Here is a 16,548-nt window from a genome sequence, read left to right as displayed (position 1 = left end):
TCACGACAGGGACTTGTAGCCGCCCCAGCCGGTGGCGATCTTCGTGCGGGCCCCGAACGACCCGGCGCCGTTGCCGTAGTTGCGCCAGACGTTGCCGCTGGTGTCACGCGAGACCAGGTCGGCCTTGCCGTCCTTGTTCAGGTCTCCGGCCCCGACGACGACGTCGTAGGAGCCGCCCCAGTCGCTGAACACCTTCACGCGGGCCGCGAAGGTGCCGTTCCCCTTACCGGTGTACCGGTACAGGTTGTCGGCCTTGTCCTGGGCGATCAGGTCGCCGACGCCGTCGCCGTCGAGATCGCCGACGCCGACGATCTTCCTGTACGTCTTCCAGTTGTCGTAGAGCTTCACGCGGGCGGACAGCTTGCCCGTGCTCGTGCCCTTGTAGAGGTAGACGGCGCCCGTGGAGGCGTTGCGGGTGATCAGGTCGGGACGGCCGTCACCACTCACGTCGCCTGGTGAGGTGAGGATGTCGTACGACGTCCAGCCGCTGGTCACGAGTGTCGTGTACGCCGTTGCCGGCTTGACCGCGTTGCCGCAGCCGGGCTTGTAGAGGCGCGCGGCCCCGCTGCTCAGCCGGACGATGACGTCGTTGCAGCGGTCGCCGCTCAAGTCGCCGTAGGGGATGGCCTTGATGCTGGTGGCCCAGCCCGTGCCGGTCGTCCTCTCGGAGAACTTGCCGCCGCCGGTGCCGTGTTGGTAGCTCAGGGCACCCGAGGAGCTGAGGGTGAGGAGGTCGCCGACGCCGTCCGGTTCGCCTTCGATGCTGTTGAAGTCATGGCGTACCGCCGCGCCGCCGAACACCGTTCCCGTGCCGCTGGTCACCGTGGTCGCGGCGGTGCTGCCGAGGCCGGTCGCCTTGAGGGTCCACCTGAACGAGCCGTTGGGGAAGTAACTCCCGTTCGTCGCCTTGCCGTTCCAGGTCGCCGTCAGCCATTCCGCGGTGGCGCCGCCGGTGACCGTACGGCCGGCCCTGCCGGTCTCGCCGCTCTCGACCGAGGCGAAAGCCAGGGACCAGGAGGTGACGGGGCGGGACAGCAGCCACTGGCCGTTCCACGTCCTGGAGCCGGTGTCCGACGCCTTCGGCCAGACGAGGTCGTCGGCGACCTCGGTCTCGAACACGCTCGGGGCGGACGGAGTCACCCCGGTCGTCGCCACGTGCGTCCGCTCGTACGTGTCGAACCAGGCGACCAGGCCCGTGTACTCGTCCACCGTCCACCGGTAGCGGCGGTCGGTGGCCAGGCCCGAGTCCGGGAGCCCGGCGGCGATCACGCGGGTCGCGCCGGTGGTCGCGTCGGTCAGGACGAGTCGGTCCGTGGTGTGGTCGTGGCGTACGGCGAATCCGTCGCCGAGCAGGACGTCACCGGGCGCGGTGGCGACCGACTTACCGGCCTTGGTGTCGTACACGCCCGCCGAGGTGGTCCCGCAGGACCAGTACACCCAGCGGCCCGCCGCCTGAAGTTCGGTCGGGACACAGGCGGCGCCCGGGACCGTGACCGTGGAGAGGGTCTTCTTCGAGGCCAGACTGTACGAGGTGATCCTGCCGGCGGTGGTGGTGGCGCTCCAGAGGATGGGGCCGTCGAGGGCGGCGGCGCGCACCGAACGCTTCAGCAGCTGCCCCTGGTTGAAGTTGCCGACGTACTGCGCGGGCGTGGTGTCGCCGGAGTTGTAGACCGCGTAGTCGTCGGAGACGTCGACGATCGCGCCGCCCTGGGTCGCGAACTCCATGTCGACGGTCCCGAAGCCGTCACCGGTCTTGATCAGCCTGTCCGCGGCCGAGGTGTCGCTGTCGTCGGCCGTCTGGAGGTAGACGTCGTCGGGGGAGTAGCCCTTGTTCCCCCACACCACCGAGCAGCTGGTGCCGGCGTACGGGCACGCGGCACTCACCCCGGAGCCCGCCGTGGCGCCGGAGGCGGTCAGTGTGGTGCGGGCGTCCGTGGTCAGGGTCCGGACCGATGTGGTGTCACTGCTGGTGGAGGAGGGGTTGTTCTCGACCACGCGCAGGCTGCCACGGCTGAGCGCGAGGCCCGTCTTGGCGTTCTCCGCCGCCGGGGCCTCGGACACCTTCGCCAGCTCCAGGGAGCCGTCCGTCGCCTGGCTCGCGCGCCGCACCCACCAGTCGGTGGCGCCGGTGCCGCCCGTGACGAGAGCGTCGTCGCCGGCGGTGCGGATCGCGTACTCGTCGGCGTCGGCCAGCAGGGTCCGCGTGGAGCCGTCGGCGAGCGAGTGGGCCGTGATCGCGGTGCCGGTGCGCGTGTGCGTGGGCAGCAGCAGCCAGTCGCCGATCAGGACCGGCTCGCCGTCGAGGGCGCCGAGGGCGGGCTGGCCGATGATCGTGACCGGCGGGAGATCGACGACCTGTTCCGCCGCGGACGGGTCGGTACGGGACTTGAGGTGGAGGTCGCCGGTGCCGGGCTCGTACCAGCCGAACCGGTCCTCGCTCTGTACGTAGAACACGTTGGCGCCGACGTCGGTGAAGGCCAGGGTGGCGACGGCCGTGTCGACGTCGACGTAGGACAGGTAACTGCCGTACCCGTACAGCACTCCGGCGGAGTCGGCGGCCACGACTTCGGAGGCCCCGATGCCGTACACGCCACCGAGGCCGGTGATGGGGCGAGAGCGCCGTACGCCGTCCACGGTGTCGACCAGGGTGCTCGCGGTGACGACCGTGTCACCGGCCAGCGCCCGGTATTCGTAGGAGGACGTGAAGGCCGACGTCTTGTGCGTCGCCGGGTCCCAGAGGGTGACGGACTTGCTTGTCGCGGCGGTCGGCAGGGCGACGAGGTCGCCGTCCGAGCCGTACCAGGCCGTCCGGCATGCCGAGCCGAGGGACGCGCAGGGCGCGGAGGGCGTGTAGACGCCGCTCGCGTTCTCCACGGTGACCGTGGTGCCGTCCGCGTAGTCCGTCCACAGCAGTCCGGCGACTCCGCTCTGCCGGTGCAGGAAGCCGGTCGTGCCGGCGGTGAGCGGCCGGTCGACGCGCGGAGTGGCCGAGCTCGGATCGACGAGCGTGATCTCCGTGGTGCCGACGGCTTCCGTGGTGGCCGCCTCGGCGGAACCGCTGCCCTCGGAGTAAATGGTGACGGCCGCTACGGCGACCGCGAGTGCGGAGACGGCGGCGGCAAGACCGCCCCGTCTCAGGGCGTGTCTGCCCACTTGGAATTCCCTCCCCGCGAGGGTCCCCTCCCTCGCACAAGTGAGCGGATGCTACCAGTGGGTTCGGGGCGCGCTGTGCGCTCAGGTGTCGTACGAGCCGTCCCACGGTTCGCCGAAGGCGAGGCGGTCGGGGTACAGCTCGGCCCAGCTCTCCTCCTCGTCCTGCTTGACCACCAGGCCGAACAGGACGCCGTCCACGGTGACTTGGAAGGGGCGGATCGCGATGCTGGTGTAGGAGCGCCGGGGCAGGCTCCGCAGCAGTTTCCCCAGGTGGGCCTCGGCGCGGGCGAGGACCGAGCCGTCGGCGTGCGGGGCGCGGTGCTGTTCGGCCCAGGTGCCCGCGCACCAGATCTCCGAGTCGCGGTAGTGGCCCGCGGAGTCGAAGGTGTGAAGCACCGTGTAGAGGCGCTTGTGCTCTTCCCAGCCGTCGTCGGGACGGAACCCCTCGGGGAAGGCGTACGTGACCGACGCCAGGAACTGGCCATCCGCGTACCGGCCGATGGCCTCGGTGCGGTGGTGCGGTTCGTAGGCGATCGGGATGACCTCGGGAACTGCCATGGCGAAACCATACGGGTGGTCGCGAACATGCCAGCGCCGGGGGCGGTTTTCGGCCTGGCGGATTGTGTGAAGGGGCCCGGCACCAGGTGGTGCCGGGCCCCTGTCTCACGCGTCGACTACTCCGGTGCGCCGCCGAAGCGCTCCTTGTACGACTCCAGGTCCTCGTCCGTGATCTTGGCGAAGAGCACCGGGGGAACGGTGAAGGCCGTACCCGCCGGGACCGCGGTCAGCGCCTTCGCCTCGTCCGCCGACACCCAGGCCGCGGTGTCGTCGGCCAGCGCGAACGCCGAGCGCATGGCCTTGGCCGACGCAGGGATGAAGGGCTCCGACACCACCGAGTAGAGGTGGATCAGGTTCATCGCCGTACGCAGGGTGAGGGCCGCGCCGTCCGGGTCCGTCTTGATCTCCAGCCAGGGGGCCTTCTCCTCCAGGTAGGAGTTGCCGGCCGACCACAGGGCGCGCAGCGCGGCCGCAGCCTTGCGGAACTGGAGGGCCTCCATCTGGGTCTCGTACTCCGCGAGCAGGCCCGCGATCTCCTCGCCGAGCCGCGTCTCCGCCTCGCCGGCCGCCGAGCCCGCCGGGACCTCGTCGCCGAAGCGCTTGCGGGAGAAGGAGAGGACGCGGTTGACGAAGTTGCCCAGCGTGTCCGCCAGGTCCTTGTTCACCGTCGTCGTGAAGTGCTCCCAGGTGAAGGACGAGTCGTCCGACTCCGGGGCGTTGGCGATCAGGAAGTAGCGCCAGTAGTCGGCGGGCAGGACGGCCAGCGCCTGGTCGGTGAAGACGCCGCGCTTCTGGGAGGTGGAGAACTTCCCGCCGTAGTACGTCAGCCAGTTGAAGGCCTTGACGTAGTCGACCTTCTTCCACGGCTCGCGGACGCCGAGTTCGGTGGCCGGGAACATCACCGTGTGGAAGGGGACGTTGTCCTTGGCCATGAACTCCGTGTAGCGGACCGGGTTCTCGCCGGAGTCGGCGTCGTACCACCACGACTTCCAGTCCCGGTTCTCCGGGTCCAGGTCCGACCACTCCTTCGTCGCCCCGATGTACTCGATCGGCGCGTCGAACCAGACGTAGAAGACCTTGCCCTCGGCGGCCAGCTCGGGCCAGGTGTCGGCGGGGACCGGGACGCCCCAGTCCAGGTCGCGGGTGATCGCGCGGTCGTGCAGGCCCTCGGTGAGCCACTTGCGGGCGATGGAGGACGCGAGCTGCGGCCACTCGTCGCCGACCTGGTCGATCCACGCCTCGACCTCGCCCTGGAGCTTCGACTGAAGGAGGAAGAGGTGCTTGGTCTCCCGGACCTCCAGATCGGTGGAGCCCGAGATGGCGCTGCGCGGGTTGATCAGGTCGGTCGGGTCCAGGACACGGGTGCAGTTCTCGCACTGGTCGCCGCGGGCCTTGTCGTAGCCGCAGTGCGGGCAGGTGCCCTCGACGTAGCGGTCGGGGAGGAAACGGCCGTCCGTCGGCGAGTACACCTGACGGATCGCGCGCTCCTTGATGAAGCCGTTCTCGTTCAGGCGGCGGGCGAAGTGCTGGGTGATCTCGCGGTTCTGCGGGCTGGAGCTGCGGCCGAAGTAGTCGAAGGCCAGCGCGAAGCCGTCGTACACCGCCTTCTGCGCGTCGTGCGCCTGCGCGCAGAACTCGTCGACCGGGATGCCCCGCTCCTTCGCGGCCAGCTCGGCCGGGGTGCCGTGCTCGTCCGTCGCGCAGATGTAGAGGACGTCGTGACCACGCTGGCGGAGGTACCGGGCGTACACGTCCGCCGGGAGCATGGACCCCACCATGTTGCCCAGGTGCTTGATTCCGTTGATGTACGGAAGGGCGCTGGTGATGAGGTGTCGAGCCATCGGGGGCTGCTCCCAGGTCGGTACGTGGGGTGACGATCGTCGTTTTCGGTCGTCTCGTCGGTCGTCTCGCGAACCTTGAAATCGTATCCGACACGGGTGGGCCGCCCGCCTCCCGTTTTACGGGGTGGGAAGCGGGCGGCCGTGGTGAGCTGCCGGTGCGGGTGCCCGTGTGGGTTACGGGCGCCAGTTCGCGAGTACGCCCTCGTAGACCTCGGCGTCCGTCAGCTCGCGCGGGGTCGGGCCCGCGTGGAAGAAGGCCGTGTTGGCGGTCTTCAGCTTGCGCAGGTAGTCGAAGGCCTTGCTGTCCTGCTCCCCGAAGCCGACGAAGGAGAAGAAGACGGAGGGGTGGCTCTTCGCCGCGTCCGTGAGGGACAGGGTGGCGGGGGTCTTGGCGTCCGGGGCGCCGTCCGTCTGGAAGACGACGAGTGCGGGGACCGAGGTGTCCGACTTCTGGTAGTGCGTGAGGACTTCCTCCACGGCCGCGTGGTAGCTCGTACGTCCCATGCGGCCGAGGCCGGCGTGGAGTTCGTCGATCTTGTTGTCGTGGTCGGCGAGGGTGAGCTCGCCGGTGCCGTCCAGCTCCGTGGAGAAGAAGACGACGTGGACCGTGGCCTCGGGGTCGAGGTGGGCGGCGAGGGCGAGGGTCTGCTCGCCGAGGGCCTGGGCGGAGCCGTCCTTGTAGTACGCCCGCATGGAGGAGGAGCGGTCGAGGACGAGGTAGACCTTCGCGCGGGTGCCGGTGAGGTTGCGGGCCTTGAGGGTGTCGGCGGCCTCGTTGTAGGGGGTGACGAGGGTCGCGGGGAGGTTGGCCCCCACGGGGTTCGGCTCCCGGTCGGGAGCCCTCTCGGCGTCAAGGGTCTTGTCGGCCTCGGGCCGGTGGGTGGACACACGGCCTTCGGCCGCGTCGTTCTTCCCGCCCGCACCACCCGTGACGCTCTCGTCGTCGGCCGCGGGTGGCCCCTGTGGGGCTTCATCGCCGTCGGCGGCCGCCGGCTCGTCCGCCTGCGCGGGCTCCTCGACGACAGCGGCGACCGGCTCGGGCGTCTCCGCCTGCGCGGCGGCGGGAGCGGGCTCCTCGGCGACGGCGACGACAGCGGCGACGGGCTCGGGCTCGATCACCGGCTCAGGCGTCTCCGGCTCGTCCACCTGCGCGGCGGCGGGAGCGGGCTCCTCGACGGCGGCGACCGCGGCGACCGGCTGCGCCTCCGGCTCGGAGACCTCGGCGACGGGCTCCGGCTCGATCACCGGCTCGACCGTCTCCGGCTCGGTCTCGGCCGCGACCTCGCGCTCGCCCTCGGACTCGGGTTCGACGACCGGCGTCGGTTCGATCACCGGCGTCGGCTTGACGACCGCCGCGGGCTCGACGACCGCTTCCGGCTCGACGACCGGCGCGGACTCGATGACCGGCGCGGGCTTGGCGACCGGCGCGGGCTCGACGACGGGCGTGGCCTCGGCCACGGCCTCCCGCTCCGGCGCGACCACAGGCTCGACCGTCTCCGGTTCCGCCTCGGCCGCGACCTCCCGCTCACCCTCGGACTCGGGGTCGACGACCGGCGTCGGCTCGATGACCGGCGCGGGCTCGACGACCGCTTCCGGCTCGGCCTCCGGCGCGGGGTCGACCACGGGCTCGGGCGCGACCACCGGCTCGACCGTCTCCGGTTCCGCCTCGGCCGCGACCTCGCGCTCGCCCTCGGACTCGGGCTCGACGACCGGCGTCGGCTCGACCACGGCCTTGGGCTCGACCACCGGCTCCGGTGTCCGGGCCGGCGGCACGGTCACGTTGTCGAATGCCGCCGACACCAGTTCGTCCACGACGGACGGCTGGGGCTCGGTGGCCGGGGCCGGGACCACCGCGGCCGGTTCCGGCTGGAGTTCGGTCGACGGCGCCGGAATCCTGGGTTCGGCCTCCGATGCGGGGGCCTGTGCCGGAACCGTCGGAGTCGAAGCCTCCCGCGAGGTCTCCCCGTCGGCGTCACGACCCTTGCGTGAGCGGCCGAACGCATTCCGCAAGACGGTGAGAATGCCCATGTGCGCAACCCTTCGCGTGAGTTGATGCCCGTCAATCCCTGGCCAGGACGGACACGTAAGGTTAGCGGTCACAGCTGGTGATCTTTGGCAGGGGCGGAGAACGAGGTCGGCATCCGTCAAGACCGCCTCCCCGGCCAGACCCGTACCCCACCGCATCGGCCACCTGGGCGGCGCTACCCGCGTCACGTCAACACCCCCATGGACCATGGGGGTTCACTCCCCGTTCATCCCACAAGCCTGTTTCCGCACATACGCACCACCTAGCGTCACGCTTAAACCAAGGGACCGCATGGGGAGAGCAAAGTGCGCAGACTTCTGCCGTTGATCGGAACACCCGACTCGCATCCCGGCGGCAGGTCCGCGATGACCTGTCTCTACCGCTGTGGCAACGCCTGTTTCCATGACATTCCGAACACCAGCGAGAACGAGTACGTCGGTGACGTCATCGCGACCGCGCTGAGCCGCCGTTCGATGATGCGGGCCGCGGCCGTCGTGACCGTTGCCACCGCGGCGGGCACCGCCGTCGTCGGCACCGGCGCCTCGCAGGCGCAGGCCGCCCCGGCCGCCGGTGCCGCCGCGACCTCGTCCAGGCACGGCAAGGCCGCGCGCGGCCTCCGTTTCACCCCCGTCGCCCCCAACCTCACCGACGCCGTGGTGATCCCCGAGGGATACGCCCAGAACGTCGTGATCCGCTGGGGCGAGCCCATCCTGCGCGGCGCCCCGGCCTTCGACCCGGACAGGCAGACCGCCGCGGCCCAGGCGGGCCAGTTCGGCTACAACAACGACTTCCTGGCGCTGCTGCCGCTCCCCGGTGAGCGAGGCCGCCAGATTCTCGTGGCGAACCACGAGTACACGGACGAGATCCTGATGTTCAAGGCGTACGACGCCGCGAACCCGACCCGTGAGCAGGCCGAGATCGCCTGGGCGGCGCACGGCCTGTCCGTCGTCGTGGTCGAGGAGGACAGGCGCAGCGGCAAGCTCACGCCGGTCCCCCGTCACCACCTCAACCGCCGTGTCACCGCCACCACCGAGTTCAAGGTGACCGGCCCGGCCGCCGGGTCGGCCTTCCTCAGGACCTCCGCGGACCCGACCGGCACGAAGGTCCTCGGCACGCTCAACAACTGCGCGGGCGGCGAGACCCCCTGGGGCACGACGCTGCACGGCGAGGAGAACTTCAACCAGTACTTCGCCAACAGCAGCCGCCCCACCGACGCCCGTTACGGCATCGGCACCGGCGCCACCGAGCGCAAGTGGGAGCGTTTCGACAAGCGCTTCGACGTCGCCCAGGAGCCGAACGAGGTGCACCGCCACGGCTGGGTCGTCGAGCTGGACCCGTACGACCCGACCTCCACGCCCCGCAAGCGCACCGCGCTGGGCCGCTTCAAGCACGAGGGCGCGACGGCCCGCCTCACGGACGACGGCCGCCCGGTCCTCTACACCGGCGACGACGAGCGCTTCGACTACTTCTACAAGTTCGTCGGCAGCAAGAAGATGAAGCGGGGCAGCTCCAGGGCCGCCCGCGAGCACAACCTCACCCTGCTCGACGAGGGCACCCTGTACGTCGCCAAGCTCACCGGCGACTCCCCGGCGGCCGAGATCGACGGCACCGGCAAGCTGCCGGCCGACGGCGAGTTCGACGGCAGCGGCGTGTGGATCCCGATCGCGACCGCCACCGCGAAGGGCGCCGTCTCGCACGTCGAGGGCATGACCGCCGAGGAGGTCTACGTCTTCACACGCCTCGCCGGTGACAAGGTCGGCGCGACCAAGATGGACCGCCCCGAGGACATCGAGCCCTCGCCGACCAGCGGCAAGGTGTACGTCGCCCTGACGAACAACACCAACCGCGGTGTCGGTACGAACGCCAAGGCCGACGAGCCCAACCCGCGCAACGCCAACAAGCACGGGCACATCCTCGAACTCACCGAGCGCCGCAACCGCCCCGAGGCCACGTCCTTCGCCTGGTCGCTGTTCCTCGTCGCGGGCGACCCGACCGACCCGGCCACCTACTTCGCGGGCTTCCCGAAGGAGAAGGTCAGCCCGATCTCCTGCCCGGACAACGTGGCCTTCGACCCGCACGGCAACCTGTGGATCTCCACCGACGGCAACCAGCTCGGCTCGCACGACGGCCTGTTCGGCGTCGCGACCAAGGGCGACCGGCGCGGTGAGCTGAAGCAGTTCCTGACCGTCCCGACCGGCGCGGAGACCTGCGGCCCGCTCGTCCAGGACCGGCGCGTGCTCGTCGCCGTCCAGCACCCGGGCGAGATCACCGGCGCCACCGTCGAGAAGCCCGCGAGCGTCTGGCCCGACGGACCCGGCAGGATCGTCCGCCCGGCGGTCGTCGCGGTGTGGCGCAAGGACGGCTGCGACATCGGCGTCTGACGGCCGGTTCCGGCAGCGGTGACGACGACGGGGGCGCCCTTGCCCGGGGGCGCCCCCGTCGTCGTACCCCCAAGTGCGTCAGTGCGGTGAAGCGATCGCCCGGGCCGCCGCGACCTCCTGCCGCAGGGGTTCCAGGACGCTCCCCGACGGCCCGGTGAGGTCGGTGCGGACCTCGACGAGTACGTCCGTCTCACGCACGCCCTCGGCCAACTCCCGCAGTTGCAGGGCGACTTGGGAGACCTCGGCGGGTGAGGGCCGAGCGGCCCCGTGTCTGACCCGGACGCCCGCCGCCGTGGTCGCGTCGACGATCCGCTCGACGGCCACGACGAGCGGCAGCCACGCGGCGGCCCGCCGTCCGTTCGGCGGCGGTTCGGTCAGGGCGCGCTGGAACTCGGTGCGGATGGCGGACAGGTCGCGGTAGAGGCGGCGGCGCATCCGGGCGCGGGCGGCGGGATCGGCGTCGTCGCCGAAGGCGTACTCCACGTATCCGGCGGTGTCCGCGACCGCTTCCGAGAGCCGGTCGCCGACCCGGGTGTGCCAGCTCTCCGGCCACAGCAGGTACCCGGCGACGATGGCGATCGCGCACCCCATGAGGGAGTCGACCAGACGGGGCTGGAGCAGGGCGGTGCCCTGGTGGTTGAGGATGTCGGAGACCAGCAGGATCGCCGGGGTGACGGCGGCGGTCTGGTAGCCGTAGCCGCGCGGGGTGAGTGCCGGGATGAGGGGCGCGAGGAGGACCATCACGGGCACGTCCCACCAGCCGAGCGGTACGACGGCCAGCACCCCGGCCGCGACGACGAGCCCCACGACCGTGCCGAGGGCCCGCAGCAGCGCCCGGGAGAAGACGGACCCGAAGTCGGGCTTCATCACGAAGGTGATGGTGAGGGCGACCCAGTACGACCGGGCCACCGGGACGATCGAGACGAGGGTCTGCGCGATGCCGATGCACAGGGCCAGCCGCAGGCCGTAGCGCCAGGAGGCGCCGGACAGCAGGACGTTTCGGGCGGCGCGCACGGCACGTACCCGCAGGGCGGCTGGCCTGCCGAGCCGGTCGTCGACGTTGAGCGCGTCCGGGGCCTGGCCGGTCACCACGTCGGCCGCGTGCCGCAGGGCGTGGTCGACGGCGCGCGCGGTCTCGCTCGTGGGCGGCGGCAGCCTGATCCCTATCGGGCCGCTGTAGCCGGTCTCCACGGCGTCGGCGAGATGGCGTACGGCGGCGGGGATCTCGGCCGGCAGCGGCTTCCCGTACTGGTGGGCCGCCGGGGCCGCCTCCACGACGGGCGTCATGGCGTTCAACTGGGCCAGCAGCCGCACCAGATCGGGGCTGCGGCCGTGGTGGAAGGCGCGCCGGGCGAGGACGAGGTCGTAGGACTTGTTGAGGGACTCGGTGACGGTGAGGCGCAGGCCGTCGTAGTCGGCGGTTCCGCTCGCGGCCAGCAGATCCGCCACCGTCCGGTAGCTGCCGGCCACCGCGGCCCGTTCGGGCACCCCGGACCGCAGCGGCCAGGCGAGCAGCGCCAGGGCGAGTACGAGGAGTCCGCCGCCGGAGATCAGCAGGGGCGCCAGCCACCACTGGCCCGGCATCGGAAGTCCGGCGCCCACCACGCAGTTGAGGAGCAGCAGCAGGCCGGACACGGAGGCCACCGCGCCGATCGAGGAGATCATCCCGGACAGCAGTGCCACGGCGGTGACGGCGCCGACGGTGACCCAGCCGTGCCCGAAGGCGACCGAGCCGATGGTGACGCCGATCGCGCCGAAGAGCTGGGGGACGGCGATGTTGAGGATCCGCATGCGGTAGGCGTCGGCGGTGTCGCCGATGACTCCGGACAGGGCGCCCATGGAGACGAGGGCGCCGTACTCCGGGCGGCCGGCGGCGAGGCCGACGGCGAGCGGCAGGGCCATCGCGATCGCGGCGCGGGCGGCGGCGGCCCAGGGGATGGGCGCCCGCTGCGGTTGGAGGTTCCTGACCAGCCAGTCGGGAGGGGTGAGACGGCTGATGGGGAACTGGCGGAGCATGCCCTCAGTATGGCGGGCGGTCCCCGCTCAGCCGCGTCGGCGGAGAGTGAGATCGACGACGAGTGCGCGGTGGTCGGAGCGGGTGAGGCCGAGGAAGGCGGCCTTGCGCGCCGAGAAGTCCGGGGAGACCAGGACGTGGTCGATCTGGGTGCCGAGGGTGGGGGCGGTCCTGGAGGGCCAGCTCGGGGTGCGGGGGGCTCCGGCGAGCCGGGAGCCGTCGCGCAGGCCGGTGTCGAGGATGCGGCGGAACGCGGCGTGGTCCTGGGAGGCGTTGAAGTCCCCGGCCAGGATGGTGGATTCGTCGCTCGCCGCCGCGTAGTCGCGCAGCGCGCCCAGCTCGCGCCGCCAGACGTCGACCTGGCCGGGGACCGGGGGCATGGGGTGGGCGAGCTGGAGCCGTACGGGGTGGCCGTTCACGTCGGCCACTGCGCCGGGCATGCCCATGGACGTCCCGCGCACGCCGTCGGCGTCCTTGAGCGGGAACCGGCTGAGGATCACGGACCCGTCGGACTCGGCGCCCTCGACGGCCGTCCGGTACGGCAGCGCCCCGTCGGGCCCGCCGAAGGCGTCCGTCAGCGCGCGGGAGCAGGTGTACTCGCACTCCGCCACGAACACGATGGCGGGCCTCTTCCGTTCGACGGCGGCGATCAGCGCGTCGGTCGCCCACCCGAACTGCACGTTGGCGGTCATGACCCGGAGTCCGGCGAGGGGGGTCCCGGTCGGTTCGCTGATCTTCCCGTACGGCTCGATGTACCAGGCGAGACCGCCGAGTACGGCGACGCCCCACACCATCCCTGTGCGCCATCGGGTGAGCATCGCGAGTGCGAGGGCGAGCCCGGTGGGGGCGAGCAGCCACGGCAGGAACGCCAGCAACTGCGGTACGGGAGTGATCCCGTCGGTGTCCCCGGCCCGGCAGCCGAGGACCACGCTCACGACGGCGAGCATCGCCCCCGCGAGCCGGGCCCCCACGGTCCGCCCGCGCCGCCGCCCGGCACGCTCGCCTTGCTCGGTGTGCTCCGCCGTCGCGGTGTCCAAGTCCAGGGCCCGCCCTTTCGCTTGTCCAGGGGTGCCGGAATTCTCCCCTAAGGACGGGGCGGAGCGGTGCGGGGTTGCCCTGGAAGGCGGTCGTGCGGCGAGGGGGCGGGCCTGGACGCGGAGGTTACGCGGCCCTGGACGAGTGTCCGGCCGTGGCCAGCGCCCAGATCACGAAGATCGCGATGGCGATGGAGACGATCGACCAGAAGGGCGCGTAGGGCAGGAACATGAAGTACTCGATCATGGAGAGCGCGGCGAGGCCGATGCCGACGCCGCGGGCCCAGCCCTTGCCCTGGAGGATGCCCCAGCCGGTGACGGCCACCAGGACGCCGATGACGAGGTGGATCCAGCCCCAGGTGGTGAGGTTGAACTCGTAGACGTAGCTGCCCAGGCGCGTGTAGACGTCGTCGGCCGCGATGCCCGCGATGCCGTTGAGGACGCTCAGGATGCCGCTGACCATCATCAGGACACCGGCGAACACGGTGCCGCCGGTGGCCCAGCTCGAGCCTCCGTCGGAGGCCGTGCGGTGCTTGGGGTCGAAGGGTGCTGCGGCTTGCTGGGTCATGGGGTCTCCTCGGGACGGACCTGAGAGGTCAACGACAGGTTCGCCCCGGACACGGGGTCACGCAGCGCGGGTGGGCCGAACGGGTGAATCTCGGCGGGTGCCGCCCGCCGGTGCCGGGTGTACGCGCCGGTGAGCAGGGCGGCGGCGGCCACGGCGACGCCGAGGGCGAGGAGCAGCCAGCAGGCGAGGCGGAGCGTGGACGTGAGGGCGTCGTACACGGCGCCCGCCGCCGTGTGGGAGACGCCGGGCGGCAGGTCGGAGAGGGTCAGGCGGCGGCCGACGGCGATCGCGACGCCGAGCAGCGCGGCGCCCAGCGCGGTGCCGAGCCCCGTCGCGAGCACCGCGCGGCGGCGGCACACCGCGACGAGGATCCCCGCGAGGGTCAGGACGACGGAGGCGGCCGGCAGCCAGAAGGCGGCGACTTCGAGCACGTGGAAACCCTTCCGGAGCCGGACCAGTTCTTCGGCCCCGAGCACTGTGATCCGGCTGTGCTCGATGGGGATTCGGTTCGCCAACGGCGTGTGGTCGTCGGTGAGTCGGCGCTTGACCCGCTCGGTGACCGACGCGAGGTCGACGGTCACAGGACCCTCGCTGTCGTCGCGCAGCGCCCGCATCACGGCGTCGTGCGCGGCCATGTTCGCCGTCTCCCACGCCGTGCGGTAGGCCTCCGTCTGCGTGAACGAGCGCACCGCGTCCCGTACGAAGGAGTTCACCGGCTCCCGCATGCGCGGCCGTACGTGAACCTCCCGCAGGATTCCGTCCGTCACCCCGGCCGCGATCGCGTCCCGTACGTCGGCGTCGGCGGCGAGCGGCGCCACCGTGGCCTCGTAACGGGCCGTGTCGCCGATCCCGTACAGCGCCCAGGCCGAGAGCGCGCCGAGCGGTGCGAGCACGCAGGCGAGGAGGATCAGCGCGGCCGACAGGGCGCCGCGGGCGCGGTGTGACACCCCACCAGGCAAGGCCCCCGGGGCACCGGGCGCGAGCGGTGTGGCTGCAAATGGGCGCACACGGCAAGCCGTACGGGGTCCGCGGCCACCCGCGCGCAGCCCAGTAACCGCACGGCCCGCGCGCTCTCCGGTGGAGGCCTCACCCGAACGGGTGTTACCTGGTTCTGGGGAGAAGGAGGCCGATATGCGCACCAATCCGGCCCTGCGGACCCTTGCCGTGGGCCTGTTCACCGGCGGCGTTCTCACCGCCGCCGTGGCGGGCACCTCGGCGGCGGCCACGCCGGCGCACTCCACCAGCCGTGGCGACGGCTCGGACAGTCCCGTATGGGGCACCGTCGTTTCCCGCGGTCACATGAACGTACGAGAGCAGCCCACCGCGAACTCGTCGGTGGTCGACAGGCTCTCGCCGGGCAGTCAGGACCGCGTCCTGTGCGCGGTGCAGGGACAGAGCGTCTTCGGCAACCCGGAGTGGTACTGGCTCGTCGGGGCGCAGGGCTGGGCCAGCGCCGCGTTCGTGGACACCGACGGTCAGTGGGTGCCCAGCTGTCAGGACCCGTGCCCCGGCTGGAAGGACGGAGCCTGGGACGACCACAACTGGAAGGACGGCGACAACAGCTGGAACGACGACAGGTGGAACCACGGTGACTCCGCCTCGAGTTCGTCCGGCGCCTGGAGCTTCAGTGCCTCCGGATCATGGAGTTGGAGCATCTCCGGCTCCTCCGCGAGCTCCTGGGACTGGGGTCCCAGGGGGTAGGTGAGTGAGGGAAACGCAGGAGGCCCCGGCCGCGGCCGGGGCCTCTCGCGTGGTACGCCGGAGTCATTTGACCCGGTGACCCTCGGCGTCCTCGTGGGTGTAGTAGCGGTAGAAGAGCGTGGCGTACACGCCGGCCGCGACCGCCAGCGACATCAGCACGCACCGCAGGATGCTCGCGCCGCTCTGGCTGTAGATGAAGCCGAACGCGATACCCGCGAACGCCATCCACAGCAGCGCGTGCAGTTCACGCCTCATCAGTGGCGCCATCGCGCGTACGCCGGTCCAGACACCGGCGAACACGATCGCGCAGACGAAGCCGAACAGCACGTTCCAGCCGGTGACCGCGTCCGCGTGTCGGTTGATGGCCGCCGCCCAGAAGCCGTAGACAAGGCCGCCGGCCACGGGCCCGGCCCATTTAAGGACGGTCGCCGCGCGCTCGCCGACGAAGTCGGCCATGAGACCGGAGTCCGGTCCTGTTGTACGCGGTGTCCCTGACACCGGTGACGCGGGTGCTGCCTGAGCCATGGGAGCACTCCTCTCTCCTCGCCCCTGACTCCAGGGCACACCCCGCCCAGGTGGCTGGCAAGTCGGGATGCGGTGCCCGGCGCACCGTGCTTCGCTGGGCCTCATGAAGCTCGTACTCTTCGGTGCCACCGGGATGGTCGGCAGCCGTATCGCCACGGAGGCGTCGGCGCGCGGACACCAGGTCACGGCCGTGAGCCGGTCCGGGCAGTCCCCGGTCCCCGGCGTCACCGCGACGGCGGCGGACGTCTCGGACCCGGCGACGGTCGCCGAGCTGGCGGCGGGCGCGGACGCGGTGGCCTCGGCGTGCGCGCCGCCCCGCGACGGCACGGACCCCCGGGCCCCCTTCCTCGTACTGAACCAGTCGCTGGCGGAGGGTGCCAGGGCGGCGGGTGTACGGCGCCTGCTGGTCGTCGGAGGAGCTGGCAGCCTGGAGATCGCGCCCGGCCGGGCGCAGGCGGACCAGCCCGGCTTCCCCGAGGCCTACCTCCCCGAGGCCCTCGCCCAGCAGGACGTCCTCACCTACCTCCGCACCCTCGACGACGGCCTCGACTGGACCTACGTCTCGCCCGCCTCCGAGATCGCCCCCGGCCGCCGCACCGGACGGTTCCGTATCGGCGGCGACCAGTTGCTCACCGACGAGCACGGCGACAGCCGGATCAGTGCCGAGGACTACGCGGTCGCCTTCGTCGACGAGCTGGAGAAGAACGCTCATCCGCGGGCCCGGATGTCGGTCGCGTACTGACGGGC

At 71.6% G+C, this 16,548-nt stretch carries 12 protein-coding genes; 3 read left to right on the top strand and 9 right to left on the bottom strand.

Translation table 11 applies throughout. The annotated features are described in order from the left end of the window. From ACIBLC_RS13830 to ACIBLC_RS13815, 4 genes are all read right to left on the bottom strand, one after another. On the bottom strand, positions 1-3,153 hold the full coding sequence (locus ACIBLC_RS13830; protein ID WP_399211108.1) for an FG-GAP repeat domain-containing protein: 3,153 nt from the start codon (positions 3,151-3,153) through the stop codon (positions 1-3). 81 nt (positions 3,154-3,234) lie between these two features. Then, complete coding sequence (locus ACIBLC_RS13825) at positions 3,235-3,711, bottom strand: hypothetical protein (RefSeq protein ID WP_399211107.1); 477 nt, start codon at positions 3,709-3,711, stop codon at positions 3,235-3,237. 116 nt (positions 3,712-3,827) lie between these two features. After that, positions 3,828-5,552: a methionine--tRNA ligase gene (gene metG, locus ACIBLC_RS13820; RefSeq protein WP_399211106.1), complete on the bottom strand. Its 1,725-nt coding sequence runs from the start codon at positions 5,550-5,552 to the stop codon at positions 3,828-3,830. A 174-nt stretch (positions 5,553-5,726) separates the two neighbouring features. Beyond that, positions 5,727-7,580, bottom strand: a complete 1,854-nt coding sequence (locus tag ACIBLC_RS13815) for a VWA domain-containing protein (protein WP_399211105.1) — start codon at positions 7,578-7,580, stop codon at positions 5,727-5,729. A gap of 303 nt (positions 7,581-7,883) precedes the next feature. Between ACIBLC_RS13815 and ACIBLC_RS13810 the strand changes: the two genes are divergently transcribed. Further along, positions 7,884-9,959 (top strand): PhoX family protein, encoded by a 2,076-nt coding sequence (locus tag ACIBLC_RS13810; protein ID WP_399211103.1) that lies wholly within the window; start codon positions 7,884-7,886, stop codon positions 9,957-9,959. A 78-nt stretch (positions 9,960-10,037) separates the two neighbouring features. Here the strand turns inward: ACIBLC_RS13810 and ACIBLC_RS13805 are convergent, their stop codons facing one another. From ACIBLC_RS13805 to ACIBLC_RS13790, 4 genes are all read right to left on the bottom strand, one after another. Next, entirely contained in the window at positions 10,038-11,975 is a 1,938-nt protein-coding gene (locus ACIBLC_RS13805; protein ID WP_399211102.1) for an FUSC family protein, read from the bottom strand. A gap of 27 nt (positions 11,976-12,002) precedes the next feature. Beyond that, complete coding sequence (locus ACIBLC_RS13800) at positions 12,003-13,010, bottom strand: endonuclease/exonuclease/phosphatase family protein (RefSeq protein WP_399211101.1); 1,008 nt, start codon at positions 13,008-13,010, stop codon at positions 12,003-12,005. A gap of 124 nt (positions 13,011-13,134) precedes the next feature. Further along, the gene (locus tag ACIBLC_RS13795; protein WP_399211100.1) at positions 13,135-13,575 is read right to left on the bottom strand and encodes a hypothetical protein; all 441 of its coding nucleotides are present in this window, start codon (positions 13,573-13,575) and stop codon (positions 13,135-13,137) included. Next, positions 13,572-14,522, bottom strand: a complete 951-nt coding sequence (locus ACIBLC_RS13790) for a hypothetical protein (RefSeq protein ID WP_399211099.1) — start codon at positions 14,520-14,522, stop codon at positions 13,572-13,574. Before ACIBLC_RS13790 ends, ACIBLC_RS13795 begins: the two co-directional genes overlap by 4 nt. Positions 14,523-14,706: 184 nt before the next feature. On the opposite strand from ACIBLC_RS13790, the gene ACIBLC_RS13785 reads away from it, so the two are divergent. Continuing rightward, positions 14,707-15,276, top strand: a complete 570-nt coding sequence (locus ACIBLC_RS13785) for an SH3 domain-containing protein (protein ID WP_399211098.1) — start codon at positions 14,707-14,709, stop codon at positions 15,274-15,276. 63 nt (positions 15,277-15,339) lie between these two features. Here ACIBLC_RS13785 and ACIBLC_RS13780 read toward each other — a convergent pair whose 3' ends face one another. Beyond that, a complete protein-coding gene (locus ACIBLC_RS13780) occupies positions 15,340-15,801 on the bottom strand; it encodes a hypothetical protein (RefSeq protein ID WP_399211097.1) in 462 nt (153 codons plus the stop codon). Between the two features lie 103 nt (positions 15,802-15,904). On the opposite strand from ACIBLC_RS13780, the gene ACIBLC_RS13775 reads away from it, so the two are divergent. Beyond that, positions 15,905-16,543, top strand: coding sequence for an NAD(P)-dependent oxidoreductase (locus ACIBLC_RS13775; protein WP_399211096.1), 639 nt, complete (start codon positions 15,905-15,907; stop codon positions 16,541-16,543). Positions 16,544-16,548 lie beyond the last annotated feature (5 nt).

Origin of the sequence: Streptomyces sp. NPDC050535, from assembly GCF_044457665.1 — a bacterium.
Taxonomy (GTDB): domain Bacteria; phylum Actinomycetota; class Actinomycetes; order Streptomycetales; family Streptomycetaceae; genus Streptomyces.
The sequence above is the reverse complement of the archived record's forward strand: the minus strand, read 5'-3'. Positions and strand labels throughout refer to the sequence as shown.

Coding starts and splice junctions, on each gene's coding strand:
- ACIBLC_RS13825 (WP_399211107.1), bottom strand. CDS start 3,711: ATGGCAGTTCCCGAGGTCATCCCGATCGCCTACGAACCGCACCACCGC.
- metG (WP_399211106.1), bottom strand. CDS start 5,552: ATGGCTCGACACCTCATCACCAGCGCCCTTCCGTACATCAACGGAATC.
- ACIBLC_RS13815 (WP_399211105.1), bottom strand. CDS start 7,580: ATGGGCATTCTCACCGTCTTGCGGAATGCGTTCGGCCGCTCACGCAAG.
- ACIBLC_RS13805 (WP_399211102.1), bottom strand. CDS start 11,975: ATGCTCCGCCAGTTCCCCATCAGCCGTCTCACCCCTCCCGACTGGCTG.
- ACIBLC_RS13795 (WP_399211100.1), bottom strand. CDS start 13,575: ATGACCCAGCAAGCCGCAGCACCCTTCGACCCCAAGCACCGCACGGCC.
- ACIBLC_RS13785 (WP_399211098.1), top strand. CDS start 14,707: ATGCGCACCAATCCGGCCCTGCGGACCCTTGCCGTGGGCCTGTTCACC.
- ACIBLC_RS13780 (WP_399211097.1), bottom strand. CDS start 15,801: ATGGCTCAGGCAGCACCCGCGTCACCGGTGTCAGGGACACCGCGTACA.
- ACIBLC_RS13775 (WP_399211096.1), top strand. CDS start 15,905: ATGAAGCTCGTACTCTTCGGTGCCACCGGGATGGTCGGCAGCCGTATC.